We start from the raw sequence: 15191 nt of genomic DNA, 5'->3' as shown, positions 1-15191 counted from the left end.
AGTACGGCACTTGTGAATGTGACGCTCGGGAGGGCCGGACGGAGCAGACGAAGGAGTTGCGGAAGGATCTCAATGCGGCAACGGCGGCTGGGGTGTGCTGGCGTGGCAGGGACTCGCCATCCTTGTCAACAGGGGTTGTCACCGTGTGCAGTCGCGTGCGTACATGGAGTGGCACACCGATCGGGCGGGGGTGGTCAGCGGTGGCAGAGACTGCGGGCTCCGTGATGCTCGCCCGTTCGGCGATGGGCCGTGCCGGCCCGGAGCTCCAGCGTCCGCCGGGGCGTCCGGTGCGCGGGACGCGCCGGGTCAGCGCGGCGCTGGCCGGTCTGGCGGCCTCGACCCGGCACGAGTTGCTGACCTTCGACGACCCGGCCGCCTCCGCCTCGCGTGCGATTCCCGAGCCGTTCCTGGAGCTGGCAGGAGCGTGCATGCGAGCGGCGGCGGAGCGGGCCGGCGAGGTCCGCCGGATCGTCCCGCGCCACGCCCTGCCGCACGTCGCGGGCGCGGTGCGGGTGCCGGGGCGGGCGCGGGTGGCCGACTCGATCCCGTTCAAGATGATCGTGGTCGACCGCACGGTCGCGGCCGTCCCGCTCGACCTGGAGCTCCACTACAACGGCCTCCTCCTCATCCGCGACCCGGTCGTGGTCCAGGCCCTGGTCCGCGCCCACCACGCGTCCTGGGACACGAGCCAGGAACTCGCGGGCCTCACCGCCCCGCCCGGCGCACTCCCCGCCCAGCTCCGCCCGGTCCTCGACGCCCTCCTCGCCGGCCTCACCGACGAGACCGCCGCCGCCCGCCTGGGCATGTCACCCCGCACCTACAGCCGCCGCGTCGGCGAACTGATGGCCTGCCTGGGCACGACGAGCCGCTTCCGCGCGGGCGCGGAGGCGGCTCGAAGAGGGTGGGTGTGAGGCGACGCGTGTGTGGCGACGGGTGTCGCGGGGCGGCGATCGGGGCGTGGTGTTCTACAGGGCCCGAAGGCCCGGTGTCCTGAGGAAGTGATCCAGTTCGGCCCATTCGAAGAGACAGGCGGCGAGAATCGCGGCGTCCGTGGGGTGCGAGAACCGCCACCCGCCCGGAGGTCTCACTCCCCGCTCGACCCCGGCCTCCAGAAGTCGCACCGTCAGCCGTCGCGGCACGAACGTGATGTCGAGTGAGGCGCCCGTCATCCGAACCGACCGTCCGGACTGGAGCAGTGCCGACATGGCGGCGATGCGTAGGGCTGAGCCGTCAAGGATCCCCTCCACGCCCGCCCTGACCACCTTGCGGCTGCCATACCCCGGGGCGGCGAGCCCATGGACCGTCAGTCTCTCGCTGTCCCTGAGGGACAGCACCCAGTTCTCATGGCCGTCCGCGGCCGCCTCGGCGCTGGTGCGAGATCCCGGCTTACGCGTCAGGGCGACCCTCCCCAGAGGAGTGGTGCCCGTCGCGTACACCGCCTCGCGAGAGGCAGGCGACCGCCAGTCCTGAGACCGGTCCCTCCTCAAGTGCCATGACTCCATACCCGACCCGCTCCCTTCCTGTCGCTTGCACGGCTTGGCCCCCCCGGGCCTCAGGACACGACATCCTTGCGGGCGAAGCCGCGGAAGGCGAGGGCGAAGAGGATGACGGCGTAGGTGAGGGAGATCGAGGCGCCCTTCGCCATGCCCGGCCACTCGAGCTGGGGCTGGAGGGCGTCCGCCCAGGCGAACTGCCAGTGGGCCGGGAGGAAGGCACGCCAGTCGCCGAGGGCGGTGACCGCGTCGAGGACGTTGCCGATGATGGTCAGGCCGACGGCGCCGCCGACCGCGCCGAGGGGCGCGTCGGTGCGGGTGGAGAGCCAGAAGGCGAGTCCGGCGGTGACGAGTTGGGAGACGAAGACGAAGGCGACCGCGACGGCGAGCCGGAGGAGGGCCTCGTTCGCGGGGAGCGAGCCGCCGGTGGGGATGCGCAGCGGCCCCCAGCCGTAGGCGACGGTGCCGGCGGCGAGGGCGACCAGCGGGAGCAGGAGCATCGCGGCGGCGCTGAAGGCGAGGGCGACGGCGAGTTTGGACCACAGGAGGCGGGCGCGCGGGACGGGCGCGGCGAGCAGGTAGCGCAGCGAGGACCAGCCGGCCTCGGAGGCCACCGTGTCGCCGCAGAACAGCGCCACCGGGATCACCAGCAGGAAGCCCGCGGAGACGAAGAGGCAGGTGGCCGCGAAGTTGGCGCCGGACGCGGTCGCCGTGTCCATGAGGGTGATCCGGCCGTCGCCGGCGCCGTCCGGGGAGCCGCCGATGGCGAAGGCGACGATCAGGACGAAGGGCAGGGCGGCCAGGATCAGGCCCATGACCAGGGTGCGGCGGCGCTTGAGCTGGCGCACGGCCTCGACGCGCAGCGGGAGGGTGCGGTGCGGGGAGTAGCCGTGGGCGGTGGCGGGAGCGGCGGCGGTCATGCGGTCTCTCCGATCAGGGTCAGGAAGGCGTCCTCCAGGCGTCGGTGCGGCCCCACCCCGGTCACCGGCACCTCCAGACGGACGAGTTCGCCGATCAGCTGGGTCGCGCTGCGCCCGTCGAGCCGTACGAGCAGGCCGCCGTCCACGCGTACGGCGCCGAGCTTCTCCGCCACCGCGTCCGGCACCGGGCCGTCCAGGGTGACGAGGAGGGTGTCACCGGAGCCGGTGATCTCCTCGACCGGGCCGGCCTGGACGAGGCCGCCGCGGTCCATCACCACGAGGTGGGTGCAGGACTGTTCGACCTCGGCGAGGAGGTGGCTGGAGACGATGACGGTGCGGCCGCCCGCCGCGTAACGGATCATCACCTCCCGCATCTCGCGGATCTGCGGCGGGTCGAGGCCGTTCGTCGGCTCGTCCAGGATCAGCAGGTCCGGCAGGCCGAGCATGGCCTGGGCGATGGCGAGCCGCTGCCGCATGCCCTGCGAGTAGGTGCGGACGGCGCGTTCGAGGGCGCCGCCCAGGTTGGCGATCCGCAGCGCCTCGTCGAGGTGGGCGTCCTCGGCGGGGCGGCCGGTGGCCCGCCAGTACAGCTCCAGGTTCTCCCGCCCCGACAGGTGCGGCAGGAAGCCCGCGCCCTCGACGAAGGCGCCGACCCGGGACAGCACGGGCGCGCCGGGCCGGATCGCGTGGCCGAAGACCCGGATCTCGCCCTCGTCGGGACCGATCAGGCCCATGAGCATGCGCAGGGTGGTGGTCTTGCCGGCGCCGTTGGGGCCGAGCAGGCCGAGGACCTGGCCCTGTTCGACGCGGAAGGACAGGTCGCGCACGCTGTAGCGGTCGGTGCCCGCGTACTTCTTCGTCAGGCCGGTGATCTGCAGCGGCACGTCGGCGAGCGCCGGGTCCGGGGCCGGGGCCGTGGTGCGGCGCCGGGCGGTCAGCAGGAGCGCCGCCGCCACCAGGACGCCGAGGACCGGCAGGCCCCACACCCACCACGGGACGCCGGCCGCCTGGGTGGTCACGGCGGGCGCGGTCGGCACGCTCAGCGGGCTCAGGACGGCGACGGTGTACGTGGCGGGCGCGGCCGGCGAGGCGTAGCCGAGGTCGGTGGCGGCGAGCACCAGCCGCAGCCGGTGCCCGGCCTCGATCTCGTGGTCGACGGCCGGGAGGTTCAGCGTCACCTCGCGGCCGCGCGCGGCGTCGTCGACCCGGACCGGTGTGACGAGCTGGGCGGGCAGCACCTGCCGGCGGCCGTCCGGCCCCACGTCGTACAGCTTGGCGAAGAGGACCGCCGAGCCGTCGGGCGCGGTGGAGGTCACCCGGACCCGGACGGTGGACGCGCCGGTGACGCGCATCGGCCGGGCCTGCGGGCGGGCGTCGAAGGCGGCGAACTGGCCGGGGAAGTCGAGGGAGAGGCCGCCGACGCCGAGCGAGGACAGCTGGGACAGGCCGCCGCCGAGGCCGGGTACGGCGGACAGGGCGGGCGGGCCGGCGCCGGGCGGGTTGGCGAAGGAGCGCGGCGGGCCGGAGAGGGCGAGGGCGACGGGGCCCGCGACGAGGCCGGGATAGCGGTCGGCGGTGGCGCCGCGCAGGGTGGCCCGGCCGTCGGTGGAGTCGACGCCTCCGGTACGGCTGACGCGGAAGGCGGGGCCGGTGTCGACGGTGGTGTCGCGCTTGAGGTACCGGTCGAACCAGGCGGTGACGCGCCGTTCGACGCGCCCGGTCTCGCGGTCGCCGCCGTCGTGGCCGCCGGCCGTCCAGTCGACGGCGACCGGGGCGCCGTTGGCGGCGACGGCCCTGGCCATGGCGTCGGACTGGGCGAGGGTGAAGAGGGAGTCGGCCTGGCCCTGGACGATCAGGGCGGGCACCTTGATGCGGGCGCCGACGGCGGAGGGGCTGCGGGCCTCCAGGAGGGCGCGGGCGGCGGCGTCGGGGTGGCCGGAGACGGCGACGCGCTGGTAGAGCGCGCACACCTCGGGGCTGAAGCGGCCGCAGCCGTCCGGTGTCGCCTCGCCGGCGCCGGAGGAGAAGAAGATGCCGGACCACAGTTTTTTGAAGACGCCGTTCGGGAAGAGGGCGTCGGCGAGGTTCCAGTAGGTGATCTGCGGGGCGACGGCGTCGACGCGCGGGTCGTGGCCGGCGGCGAGCAGGGCGGCCGCGCCGCCGTAGGAGGCGCCGGTGACGCCGACGCGCGGGTCGCCCTTCCGGTCGAGCAGCACCTCGGGGCGGGCGGCGAGCCAGTCGACGAGGCCGCGGACGTCGTTCACCTCGCGCCGCGGGTCATTGAGCCCGATCTGCCCGCCGGAGGCGCCGAAGCCGCGCGCGGACCAGGTGAGCACGGCGTATCCGTCGCGGGCGAGCTGTTCGGCCTGGGCGCGGACGTCGTCCTTGGAGCCGCCGAAGCCGTGTCCGAGGAGGACGGCGGGGCGGCGGCCGGGCCCGCCGGAGGTGAAGTACGAGGTGTCGATCCGTACGCCGCCGAGGTCGAGCATCCGGTCCGCGCGGTGCACGGGCGCGCGCTCGTCGGCGGCGACGGCGCGCCAGACACCGGCGCCGCCCGCGAGGACGGCGAGGACGACGGCGAGCACGGCCCAGCGGCGAAGGCCGGTCCGGGGAAGTCGCAGCTGCATGCCCTCGAGCCTAGGTGCCGGGGCGGCCCGGGCTCGGCTGCCCCGGGGCGGAATCCTCCGGCCTCCTCAGGTCGTACGCGCCACCGGCGCCGTACACCAGGCGTGGTACGCGTGGCGGGAAGGGCCCGGGCCCCGGCGCCGAGCCGCCAAGTAGCCCTAGGCGACCACGCCGGCGAGGAGGCCGGGCGTGACCGGGTACGGCTGCTCGTCGGGCAGCAGGCGGGCGGCGTCGGTCAGGTGGCCGGCGCGGACGAGGGCGTGGATCTCGTGGGCGAGCGGTGTCACGTCCCGGATGCCGACCGTCCACTCGTCCGCGTAACGCCGCGACGCCTCGCCCGCGAGGCCCAGCTGGAGCGAGCGGTGGGCCAGCGGCCGGAGGTGGAGGTCGCGTTCGGGGTCCCACTGGACGCGGGCGGGCGCGCGCTTGAGTTCGCGCCGCCAGGCGTCGCGGTCGGCGTGGAAGCCGCGGACGTAGTGCGAGAGGCAGGCGTGGCGCAGCGCCCACTCGAAGCCCTCGCGGGTGATCTCGACGGCCAGGACGGTCTCCTGGCCCTCCTTCAGGCCCCAGCCGCAGCGGTAGGCCATCCACAGGAAGGAGGGCTTGATCCAGGTCATCCGGTCCCGTTTCCACTCGGCCGGGAAGCGGCCGTCGCGGGCCGCCGGGAGGCCGATGGACGGCCGGTACGCCTGGTAGACGGTCACCGTCGTGTCGGTGTGCAGGGCGCGGATCTGGTGTTTCGGTACGGCGGGCACGGCCCCCAGGGTGGTGCGGTGGGCACCCTGGGGGGCAATCGGTTTACGCGGGTGAGGGCGGGCGTGCCGCGGCTCAGTGGTTGCGCGGGAAGCCCAGGTCGACGCCGACGGGGGCCTCGGACGGGTCCGGCCAGCGGGTCGTGACGACCTTGCCGCGGGTGTAGAAGTGGACGCCGTCGTTGCCGTAGATGTGGTGGTCGCCGAAGAGGGAGTCCTTCCAGCCGCCGAAGGAGTGGTAGCCCACCGGCACCGGGATCGGCACGTTGACGCCGACCATGCCGGCCTCGATCTCCAGCTGGAAGCGGCGGGCGGCGCCGCCGTCGCGGGTGAAGATCGCGGTGCCGTTGCCGAACGGCGAGGCGTTGATGAGGGCCACGCCCTCCTCGTACGTCTCGGCGCGCAGGACGCACAGGACGGGGCCGAAGATCTCGTCCTGGTAGGCCTTGGCGGTGGTCGGCACGTGGTCCAGGAGGGACAGGCCGATCCAGTGACCGTTCTCGTGGCCCTCGACCGTGTAGCCGGTGCCGTCGAGGACGACCTCGCAGCCCTCGTCCGCCGCGCCGTGCACGTAGGAGGCGACCTTGTCGCGGTGGACGGCCGTGATGAGCGGGCCCATCTCGGAGGTCGGGTCGTTGCCGGGGCCGATCTTGATCTTCTCGGCGCGCTCGCGGATCTTCTGCACGAGCTCGTCGCCGATCGCGCCGACCGCGACGACCGCGGAGATCGCCATGCAGCGCTCGCCCGCCGAGCCGTAGGCCGCCGAGACGGCCGCGTCGGCCGCCGCGTCCAGGTCGGCGTCGGGCAGCACCAGCATGTGGTTCTTGGCGCCGCCGAGCGCCTGGACGCGCTTGCCGTTGGCGGAGGCGGTGGTGTGGATGTGGCGCGCGATCGGCGTCGAGCCGACGAAGGAGACCGCGGAGACGTCCGGGTGCTCCAGGAGCCGGTCCACGGCCACCTTGTCGCCGTGGACGACGTTGAACACACCGTCCGGCAGGCCCGCCTCGGCGAGCAGCTCGGCGATCTTGAGGGACGGCGACGGGTCCTTCTCGCTCGGCTTGAGGATGAAGGTGTTGCCGCAGGCGATGGCGAGCGGGAACATCCACATCGGCACCATGGCCGGGAAGTTGAACGGCGTGATGCCGGCCACCACGCCCACCGGCTGGCGGATCGCGGCCACGTCGACCCGGTTGGACACCTGGGTGGACAGCTCGCCCTTGAGCTGGGTGGTGATGCCGCAGGCCAGGTCGACGATCTCCAGGCCGCGGGCGACCTCGCCGAGCGCGTCGGAGTGCACCTTGCCGTGCTCGGCGACGATCAGCTCGGCGATCGCGTCGCGGTTGGCGTCGAGCAGCGCGCGGAAGCGGAAGAGGATGGTGGTGCGCTGGGCCAGCGAGGAGGTGCCCCAGGTGGCGAAGGCGTCCTTCGCGGCGGCGACGGCGGCGTCGACCTCCTCGACGGAGGCGAGCGCCACCTTGGTGGTGACGGCGCCGGTGGCGGGGTCGGTGACCGGGCCCCAGTTGCCCGAGGTGCCCTCGACGGTCTTGCCACCGATCCAGTGGTTGACGGTCCTCGTCATGACGTACTCCTTCAGAGATGGCGGCGTCGGGCGGTGACGTGCCGGTCGTACTCCTCGCGGGCCTTGACCGCCGACGGGCGGGTCGACGTCGCGGCCACGGGCACATCCCACCACGCCTCGGCGGAGGGCGCGCCCGACACACTGTCTGCCGTTTCGGTCTCCACGTAGACACATGTGGGAACCGTCGCCCTGCGGGCGTCCGCGAGGGCTTCCCGCAGGTCACGGACGGTGCGGGCGCGCAGCACCCGCATTCCGAGGGACTCGGCGTTGGCGGCGAGGTCGACGGGCAGCGGCGGTCCGGTGAAGCCTCCGTCGGCGTCGCGGAAGCGGTAGGCGGTGCCGTAGCGCTCGGCGCCGACCGCCTCGGAGAGGCCGCCGATCGAGGCGTACCCGTGGTTCTGCAGGACGACCACCTTGATGGGCAGTCCCTCCTGCACGGCGGTGACGATCTCGGTGGGATTCATCAGATACGTCCCGTCGCCGACCAGCGCCCAGACGGGCCGGCCGGGTGCGGCGAGGGCGACGCCGATCGCCGCCGGGATCTCGTAGCCCATGCAGGAGTAGCCGTATTCGACGTGGTACTGGTCGGTGGAACGGGTCCGCCACAGCTTGTGGAGGTCGCCCGGGAGCGAGCCGGCGGCGTTGATCAGGATGTCGTCCCCGGTGACCAAGGTGTCGAGTACGCCGAGGACCTGGGCCTGGGTGGGGCGCGCGTGCTCGCTCTCGGGCGTGTACGCGACGTCGGTCCGCGCCTGCCAGTCGCGCTTGGAGGCGGCCCACGGCGTCGTGTCCCGCGGGTCGCCGTGCGGGTGGGCCTGCCGGGCGTCCTGCCACGGGCGCCACGAGCCGAGCGGACGGTCGCCGAGCCCCTCGCCCAACGCGTCGCCGAGCCCCTCGGTGAGCGCCTCGGTGAGCGCGGTGAGCCCTTCGCGGGCGTCGGCGACGAGCGGCAGCGCGGCCTGCTTGTGGGCGTCGAAGCCGGTGATGTTGAGGTTGACGAACCGGGCGTCGGGCCGGAAGAGGGTGCCGGAGGCGGTGGTGAAGTCGGAGTAGCGGGTGCCGACGCCGAGGACGAGGTCGCCGGCGCGGGCCAGCTCGTTGGCGGTGCGGGTGCCGGTGTGTCCGACGCCTCCGACGTCGCAGGGATGGTCCCAGGGCAGCACGCCCTTGCCGGCCTGGGTGGTGGCGACGGGCAGGCCGGTGCGCTCGGCGAAGGTGCGCAGGGCGTCCTCGGCGCCGCTGTGGGCGACTCCGCCGCCCGCGATGATCACCGGGCGCCGGGCGGCGCGGAGCGCGCGGACCGCGGCGTCGAGTTCGGCCGTGTCGGGCCGGGGCCGGCGCACGGTCCAGGTCCGCTCGGCGAGGAACTCCTCGGGCCAGTCGTACGCCTCGGCCTGGACGTCCTGCGGCAGGGCGAGGGTGACGGCGCCGGTCTCGGCGGGGTCGGTGAGGACCCGTACGGCGGCGAGCGCGGCCGGGATCAGCGCCTCGGGCCGGGTGATCCGGTCGAAGTAGCGGGACACCGGGCGCAGACAGTCGTTGACGGACACCTCGCCCGCGTACGGGACCTCGAGCTGCTGGAGGACGGGGTCGGCGGGCCGGGTGGCGAAGGTGTCGCCGGGCAGCAGCAGGACCGGCAGCCGGTTGACGGTGGCGAGCGCGGCGCCGGTGACGAGGTTGGTGGCGCCGGGGCCGATGGAGGTGGTGACGGCGTGGATCCGCAGGCGGTGGGACTGGCGGGCGTAGCCGACGGCGGCGTGCACCATGGCCTGTTCGTTGCGGCCCTGGTGGTACGGCATGAGGCCGGGGTACTCGACGAGCGCCTGGCCGATCCCGGCGACGTTGCCGTGGCCGAAGATGCCCCAGGTCGCGGTGACGAGCCGGCGGCGCACGCCGTCGCGTTCGGTGTACTGGGCGGCGAGGAAGCGCACCAGCGCCTGGGCGACGGTCAGGCGCCTCACTTGTATCCCTCCGTGTGGTCGGGGTGGAACCGGATCCGCCACTCCCGCTCGGGCCCCGGGCCGGCCATGACGTTGAGGTAGTAGAGCGGGTGGCCGGGCTGGGCGATCGACGGGCCATGCCAGCCGTCCGGTACGAGCACGGCGTCGCCGCTGCGGACCTCGGCCAGGAGCTCGGCGCCGCCGGGGCGGGACGGCGTGATCCGCTGGTAGCCGTAGCCGTGCGGGCCGTCGACCTCGTAGTAGTAGATCTCCTCCAGGACGGACTCGGCGTCCGGGTGGTACTCGTCGTGCTTGTGCGGCGGGTAGGACGACCAGTTCCCGCCGGGTGTGATCACCTCGACGGCGATCAGCCGGTCGCAGGCGAAGGCTCCGGCGGCGGCGAAGTTCCGGACGGTGCGGGTGCGGTTGCCGCTGCCGCGGATCTCGACGGGAACCTCCGGCGCGGGGCCGTAGCGGGCGGGGAGTCGTCGCTCGCACTTCGCTCCTGCCAAAGCGAAGCGGCCTCCCGCACCGGAGGCGATCTGGGCGTGGGCGTCCCTGGGCACGTAGGCGAAGTCCGAGACCCCGTCGAACACGTCGGCACGGCCCACGAGTTCGAGGATTTCCCCCTCGACGCGCACCGTACCGCCCCCGGACAGCGGAAGCACCACCCATTCGCTGTTCCCTGTCTCGAACGCGTGGGTGCCGCCGGCCGGAAGGTCGAGCACCCGCAGCGAGCTGTGGGTCCAGCCGGCCCGCTCGGGGTCGATGTCGACGGCGTACGGCCCACGGGCGGCCGTGCCGTCGGGCAGGTGCAGGGAGAGCGTGGAGTCCATGGTCTCCTCCCTACCCCGCGCCCTCTCGCCTCACCGCCGTGCGCCCGTTCGCCGTACAGCGGCCCTGGCTACGGCGGCACCGTCCGGGGTCGGGGCGGCGGGCGGGGCGGCGGGCGGGGCCGGGCCGCGGGCCGTGTGGCGGCGACGGGGTGGTCATCGGCGGTGCTCCGGGATCGTGCCGGTGCCCGAGGAGAGGGCGAGGGCGATCTCGTCCTCGTACGGCATCGCGGGCGAGCAGGCGAGCCGCCCGGCGACGATCGCGCCGGCCGCGTTGGCGTGGCGCAGCACCCGCTCCAGGTCCCAGCCGGCCAGCAGGCCGTGGACGAGCGCGCCGCCGAACGCGTCACCCGCGCCGAGGCCGTTGACCACCTCCACCGGCAGCGGCGGCACCTCGGCGCCCGTGCCGTCGGCGGACAGCGCGAGGACGCCCTTGGGGCCCTGTTTGACGACGGCCAGCCGCACGCCCGCCGCGAGCAGGGCGCGCGCGGCGGCGTGCGGCTCGCGCTCGCCGGTGGCGACCTCGCACTCGTCGACGTTGCCGACGGCGACCGTGGCGTGCCGCAGCGCCTCCCGGTAGAGCGGGCGGGCCTTCTCGGCGGGCACGTCCCACAGGGTGGGCCGCCAGTCCAGGTCGAAGACCGTCAGCGGCGACCCGTCGCGCTCGCGCAGGGCCGCGAGCGTGGCGGCCCTGCTCGGCTCGGCGCTCAGGCCGGTGCCGGTGGCCCAGAAGGCCCGGGCGGCGCGGAGCGCGGGCAGGTCGAGCTCGTGGGTGTGGATCTCCAGGTCGGGTGCCTTGGGCAGGCGGTAGAAGTGGATCGGGAAGTCGTCGGGCGGGAAGATCTCGCAGAACGTGAGCGGGGTGGGGTAGGCCGCCACCTCCGTCACCCACCGGTCGTCCACGCCGAAGGCCCGCAGCTCATGGTGCAGGTATGCGCCGAACGGGTCGGCTCCGGTCCGGCTGACAAGGGCGGTGCTCCGCCCGAGGCGCGCGGCGGCGACGGCGACGTTGGCCGGGGAGCCGCCCAGGAACTTCCCGAAGGTCTCGACCCGGGCCAGCTCCACCCCGCTCTCGAGCGGATAGAGGTCCACGCCGAGGCGGCCCATGGTGATCAGGTCGTACGACCGGCCGTCCGGCTGATCGTACGGCTGGTCATCCGGCTGGTCGTACGGCTGCGCCGTCATGCCACGTCACCTCTCGCCCGGGGCCGGCGGCCCCGCCGGGCCCACGCCCCAGGTCTATCCACGGCCCAGACCCCTGTCAACGCCATGTCCTTGCGTCCGGACCAGCTTCCGGACAGGGCCGCACCGACGTCTTGACGCTGCTCGAAAGCCGCGGCCAAGGTGGCTTTCATGACCAAACGGCCGCCGTTGTCCCGTATCCGCATCGGTTCCGCCCCGGACTCCTGGGGTGTCTGGTTTCCCGACGATCCCCGGCAGGTGCCCTGGCAGCGGTTCCTCGACGAGGTGGCGGGGGCCGGCTACGAGTGGATCGAGCTCGGCCCGTACGGCTATCTGCCCACCGATCCGGCCGTCCTCGCCGAGGAGACCGCCCACCGTGGGCTGAAGGTGTCCGCCGCGACCGTGTTCACCGGGCTGCACCGCGGCCCGGACGAGTGGGACCGGACCTGGGTCCATGTGGCGGAGAACGCGGCCCTCGCCCAGGCGATGGGTGCCGAGCACCTCGTGGTGATCCCCTCCTTCTGGCGGGACGACCGGACGGGCGAGGTGCTGGAGGACCGGGAGCTCGACGCCGCTCAGTGGCGGCACCTGACCGGGCTCACCGAGCGGCTCGGCCGGGAGGTCCGGGAGCGTTACGGCCTGCGGGTCGTCGTCCACCCGCACGCCGACACCCATCTCGACACCGAGGAGAACGTCACCCGTTTCCTGGACGCCACCGATCCGGAGCTGGTGGCGCTCTGCCTGGACACCGGGCACTACGCCTACTGCGGCGGCGACAGCGTCAAGCTGATCGAGACCTACGGCGAGCGGATCGGCTACCTCCATCTCAAGCAGGTCGATCCCGAGGTCCTCGCGCGAGTGGTGGCCGACGAGGTGCCGTTCGGCCCGGCGGTCGCCCAGGGCGTGATGTGCGAACCGCCGGCGGGCATCCCGGCCCTCGAACCGGTGCTCGCCGCCGCCCAGGCCCTGGACGTGGACCTGTTCGCCATCGTCGAGCAGGACATGTACCCGTGCGAGCCCGACCGGCCCTATCCCGTCGCGGTCCGCACCCGGCGCTTCCTCCGCTCCTGCGGCTTCTGATGACGATGCGTCACTTACGTCACATCCTTCCTCGCTTCGTCACGCATGTCTCCGTTACGCGGGCCTTCCGTCACAGCCCTTCGACAGGCGCTCTCCTTCCGTCGGCAAGCGGCGTTGGCCGGGGCACAGGCTCAGTGATCGCGACTTGATCACCAGTGACGTCCGGCAGCTCCCCCGACGGCGCCCCCGCCGCCGCTGCCGGGCACGCAGGAGAGGTGCCACGCATGACGGACAGAAGGCTCTGGTCGTACAAGGACATCGCCGCCCACATCAAGGTGCAGCCGGACACGGTCCGCTCCTATCGGAAGCACGGCCTGCTGCCGACGCCTGACCACGTCGAGTCGGGCAAGCCCTACTGGTACGCCGACACCATCCGCGCCTGGGTCGCGAACCGTCCCGGGAACCGGAGCCGCCGGGACTGAACCGCGTCGCCGCCGCGTCCGCCGTCAGGGCCGGCACCGGAGCGGGCGGTCAGGACCGCCGGCCGGCCGTCTCCGGTATCCGCTCCGGGCCGCCCGGCCCGGGCGATCCGGGCGCGGCGGCCGTCGTCCCGGGTATGCCGCCCTCGCTGATGCCGAAGCGTCCGTGGAGGCGGCGCAGCGGGCCCGGGGCCCACCAGGTGAGGCGCCCGGTCAGCCGCATCACGGCCGGCACGAGCAGGCTGCGCACCACCATGGCGTCCATGAGCACGGCGAGCGCGACGCCCAGGCCCAGCATCTTGGTGTTGGTGACGCGGGAGGTGCCGATCGCCACCATGACCACGGCCAGGATGACGGCGGCCGCGGTGATCAGCCCGCCGGTGCGGGCGAGGCCGAAGCGGACCGCGTGGTCGTGGTCGCCGGTGACGTCGTACTCCTCCTTGATCCGCGAGAGCAGGAACACGCCGTAGTCCATGGAGAGCCCGAAGGCCACGCAGAACATGATGACGGGCAGGGTGGTCTCGATGTCGCCGGTGGCGGTGAAGCCGAGCAGCCCGGACAGGTGGCCCTCCTGGAAGACCCAGACCACCGCGCCGAACATCGCGGTCAGGCTGAGCGCGTTGAGCACGACGGCCTGGAGCGGGATCAGGACGCTGCCGGTGAGCAGGAAGACCAGGACCAGGGTGACGACGGCGATGATGCCGGCCGCCCAGGGCAGGCGCTCGCCGATGGCGTCCTTGGAGTCGACGAGGACGGCGGCGGCGCCGGTGACGGAGGTGGTGAAGGGCGCCTGCTCGGCGCGCAGTTCGCCGACCACCCGCTGGGCCGCGGCGCCGACGCCCTCGCCCTCGGGCACGACGGTGAAGTAGGCGTGGGTGCGCGCCCCGCTGCCGGAGGTCACCGGCCCGTCGACCCGCGCGACTCCGTCGAGGACCTCGATCCGGTCGCGATAACCGGCGTACTGCCCGGGCGTGGCCGGCCCCTCGGCGAGCACGGTGAGCGCGCCGCCCGGGCTGCCGGGGAAGCCGTCGCGCAGCTGGTCCTGGACGACGCGGGAGGCGGCGGTCTCCGGGAGCTGGCGGTCGTCGGCGGTGCCGAACTTCACGCCGAGGAAGGGCAGTCCGAGGAGCACGAGTCCGACGGTGGTGGCGACGGCGAACAGCGGTGCCCGGCGCATCACCAGGCCGGCCGCCCGGCCCCAGCCGGCGCCGCTCTCCGTCCCGGCCGGCCGCGCGGGCCCGGCGTCGGCGCCCTCGCGGTCGGCGGCCTCGTGGTCGGCGGCCTTGCGGCGGCGCAGGAGCAGGCGCAGGTCCAGTGCGTTGATCCGGTGGCCGAGCAGCACGAGCGCGGCGGGCAGCAGGATCAGGGCGGCCGCGGCGGCGAGCAGGACGACGGCGATGCCGGCGTAGGCGAAGGAGCGCAGGAAGTACTGCGGGAAGACCAGCATCGCGGCGAGCGAGACGGCGACGGTCAGGGCGGAGAAGAGGACGGTGCGTCCGGCGGTGCGCAGGGTGATGGCGACGGCGGTGCGCGGTGCGGCGCCGCCGGCCAGCTCCTCGCGGAAGCGCCGGACCACGAACAGGGCGTAGTCGATGGCGAGTCCGAGGCCGAGGGCGGTGGTGAGGTTGAGGGCGAAGACGGAGACGTCGGTGAATTCGGTGATGCCGCGCAGGACGGCGTTGGTGCCGAGGATGGCGACGATGCCGATGCCGAGCGGGAGCAGGGCGGCGACGGCGCTGCCGAAGACCATGACGAGCAGGACGAGGGTGATGGGCAGGGCGATCAGCTCGGCCCTGAGCAGGTCCTCCTGGATGGTCGTCTGCATCTCGTGCCGGACGGCGAGCGGGCCGCCGATCGAGACCTCGACGGGCCCGTGGGTGCCGCGGAAGTCGGGCGTGAGGCGCTCCAGGACGGCGCTCGCGGCCTTCTCGTCGCCGTCGATCCGGGCGGCGATCAGGGCCTGGTGCCCGTCCTTGGAGCGCAGGGCCGGGGAGCCGGTCTGCCAGTAGGAGCCGACGCCGTCGACGCCGGGCTGTGCGTCGAGCCGCTCGGCCAGCCGGCGGGCCTCGGCGGCGACGGCCGGCGCGTCGACGCCGGCACGGCCCGCGTCGACGAGCAGCAGCAGATTGGGCTGGGAGGCGGGGAACTCCCGCTCCAGGACCTCGATCGCGTACGTGGATTCCGCGTCCGGGTCCTGCCAGCCGTCGCTGCCCATGCGGTCGGCGACGCCGCTGCCGGCGAGGACCGCGAGGGCGGTGAGGACGAGCGCGACCAGGAGCGTCAGGCGTGGCCTGGCCGTCACGAACCGCGTCCAGCCGCCGGGGCCACCCCCCGTGGGCTGCGCTTTCTTGACTTCGGGCATGACGCG

The 15191-nt window shown here is 73.9% G+C and carries 12 protein-coding genes; 3 read left to right on the top strand and 9 right to left on the bottom strand.

Annotated features, from left to right (window positions below):
- Positions 1 to 200 precede the first annotated feature (200 nt).
- A complete protein-coding gene (locus ACIGO8_RS26060; protein WP_399735319.1) occupies positions 201 to 911 on the top strand; it encodes a DNA-binding response regulator in 711 nt (236 codons plus the stop codon).
- Between the two features lie 54 nt (positions 912 to 965).
- On the opposite strand, the gene ACIGO8_RS26055 is transcribed toward ACIGO8_RS26060, so the two are convergent.
- From ACIGO8_RS26055 to iolC, 8 genes are all read right to left on the bottom strand, one after another.
- A complete protein-coding gene (locus ACIGO8_RS26055; RefSeq protein ID WP_399735316.1) occupies positions 966 to 1502 on the bottom strand; it encodes a hypothetical protein in 537 nt (178 codons plus the stop codon).
- Between the two features lie 50 nt (positions 1503 to 1552).
- Positions 1553 to 2413: an ABC transporter permease gene (locus ACIGO8_RS26050; RefSeq protein WP_399735313.1), complete on the bottom strand. Its 861-nt coding sequence runs from the start codon at positions 2411 to 2413 to the stop codon at positions 1553 to 1555.
- Positions 2410 to 5040: an alpha/beta fold hydrolase gene (locus ACIGO8_RS26045; RefSeq protein WP_399735310.1), complete on the bottom strand. Its 2631-nt coding sequence runs from the start codon at positions 5038 to 5040 to the stop codon at positions 2410 to 2412. Before ACIGO8_RS26045 ends, ACIGO8_RS26050 begins: the two co-directional genes overlap by 4 nt.
- 156 nt (positions 5041 to 5196) lie before the next feature.
- On the bottom strand, positions 5197 to 5793 hold the full coding sequence (locus ACIGO8_RS26040) for a DUF4291 domain-containing protein (protein WP_399735307.1): 597 nt from the start codon (positions 5791 to 5793) through the stop codon (positions 5197 to 5199).
- 73 nt (positions 5794 to 5866) lie between these two features.
- On the bottom strand, positions 5867 to 7369 hold the full coding sequence (gene mmsA / locus ACIGO8_RS26035; protein WP_399735304.1) for a CoA-acylating methylmalonate-semialdehyde dehydrogenase: 1503 nt from the start codon (positions 7367 to 7369) through the stop codon (positions 5867 to 5869).
- Between the two features lie 11 nt (positions 7370 to 7380).
- Positions 7381 to 9336: a 3D-(3,5/4)-trihydroxycyclohexane-1,2-dione acylhydrolase (decyclizing) gene (gene iolD / locus ACIGO8_RS26030; protein WP_399735821.1), complete on the bottom strand. Its 1956-nt coding sequence runs from the start codon at positions 9334 to 9336 to the stop codon at positions 7381 to 7383.
- The gene (gene iolB / locus ACIGO8_RS26025) at positions 9327 to 10145 is read right to left on the bottom strand and encodes a 5-deoxy-glucuronate isomerase (protein WP_399735303.1); all 819 of its coding nucleotides are present in this window, start codon (positions 10143 to 10145) and stop codon (positions 9327 to 9329) included. Before iolB ends, iolD begins: the two co-directional genes overlap by 10 nt.
- Positions 10146 to 10298: 153 nt before the next feature.
- Complete coding sequence (iolC, locus tag ACIGO8_RS26020) at positions 10299 to 11327, bottom strand: 5-dehydro-2-deoxygluconokinase (protein ID WP_399735300.1); 1029 nt, start codon at positions 11325 to 11327, stop codon at positions 10299 to 10301.
- A gap of 168 nt (positions 11328 to 11495) precedes the next feature.
- Between iolC and ACIGO8_RS26015 the strand changes: the two genes are divergently transcribed.
- Positions 11496 to 12404: a sugar phosphate isomerase/epimerase family protein gene (locus ACIGO8_RS26015; RefSeq protein WP_399735297.1), complete on the top strand. Its 909-nt coding sequence runs from the start codon at positions 11496 to 11498 to the stop codon at positions 12402 to 12404.
- Between the two features lie 224 nt (positions 12405 to 12628).
- Complete coding sequence (locus tag ACIGO8_RS26010; protein ID WP_361673407.1) at positions 12629 to 12826, top strand: MarR family transcriptional regulator; 198 nt, start codon at positions 12629 to 12631, stop codon at positions 12824 to 12826.
- A 49-nt stretch (positions 12827 to 12875) separates the two neighbouring features.
- On the opposite strand, the gene ACIGO8_RS26005 is transcribed toward ACIGO8_RS26010, so the two are convergent.
- The gene (locus ACIGO8_RS26005) at positions 12876 to 15185 is read right to left on the bottom strand and encodes an MMPL family transporter (protein WP_399735293.1); all 2310 of its coding nucleotides are present in this window, start codon (positions 15183 to 15185) and stop codon (positions 12876 to 12878) included.
- Positions 15186 to 15191: the final 6 nt, after the last annotated feature.

It is taken from the genome of Streptomyces sp. NPDC053493, assembly GCF_044544825.1.
In the GTDB taxonomy this organism is placed as follows: Bacteria; Actinomycetota; Actinomycetes; order Streptomycetales; family Streptomycetaceae; genus Streptomyces.
Note: the sequence above shows the minus strand (reverse complement) of the source record. Positions and strands in the feature narration are given on the sequence as shown.

What these genes read in the sequence shown, in the direction of transcription:
- ACIGO8_RS26045 (WP_399735310.1), bottom strand. Translation starts at nt 5,040, where the DNA reads ATGCAGCTGCGACTTCCCCGGACCGGCCTTCGCCGCTGGGCCGTGCTC.
- ACIGO8_RS26015 (WP_399735297.1), top strand. Translation starts at nt 11,496, where the DNA reads ATGACCAAACGGCCGCCGTTGTCCCGTATCCGCATCGGTTCCGCCCCG.
- ACIGO8_RS26010 (WP_361673407.1), top strand. Translation starts at nt 12,629, where the DNA reads ATGACGGACAGAAGGCTCTGGTCGTACAAGGACATCGCCGCCCACATC.
- mmsA (WP_399735304.1), bottom strand. Translation starts at nt 7,369, where the DNA reads ATGACGAGGACCGTCAACCACTGGATCGGTGGCAAGACCGTCGAGGGC.
- iolC (WP_399735300.1), bottom strand. Translation starts at nt 11,327, where the DNA reads ATGACGGCGCAGCCGTACGACCAGCCGGATGACCAGCCGTACGATCAG.
- ACIGO8_RS26005 (WP_399735293.1), bottom strand. Translation starts at nt 15,185, where the DNA reads ATGCCCGAAGTCAAGAAAGCGCAGCCCACGGGGGGTGGCCCCGGCGGC.
- iolB (WP_399735303.1), bottom strand. Translation starts at nt 10,145, where the DNA reads ATGGACTCCACGCTCTCCCTGCACCTGCCCGACGGCACGGCCGCCCGT.
- ACIGO8_RS26050 (WP_399735313.1), bottom strand. Translation starts at nt 2,413, where the DNA reads ATGACCGCCGCCGCTCCCGCCACCGCCCACGGCTACTCCCCGCACCGC.
- ACIGO8_RS26055 (WP_399735316.1), bottom strand. Translation starts at nt 1,502, where the DNA reads ATGGAGTCATGGCACTTGAGGAGGGACCGGTCTCAGGACTGGCGGTCG.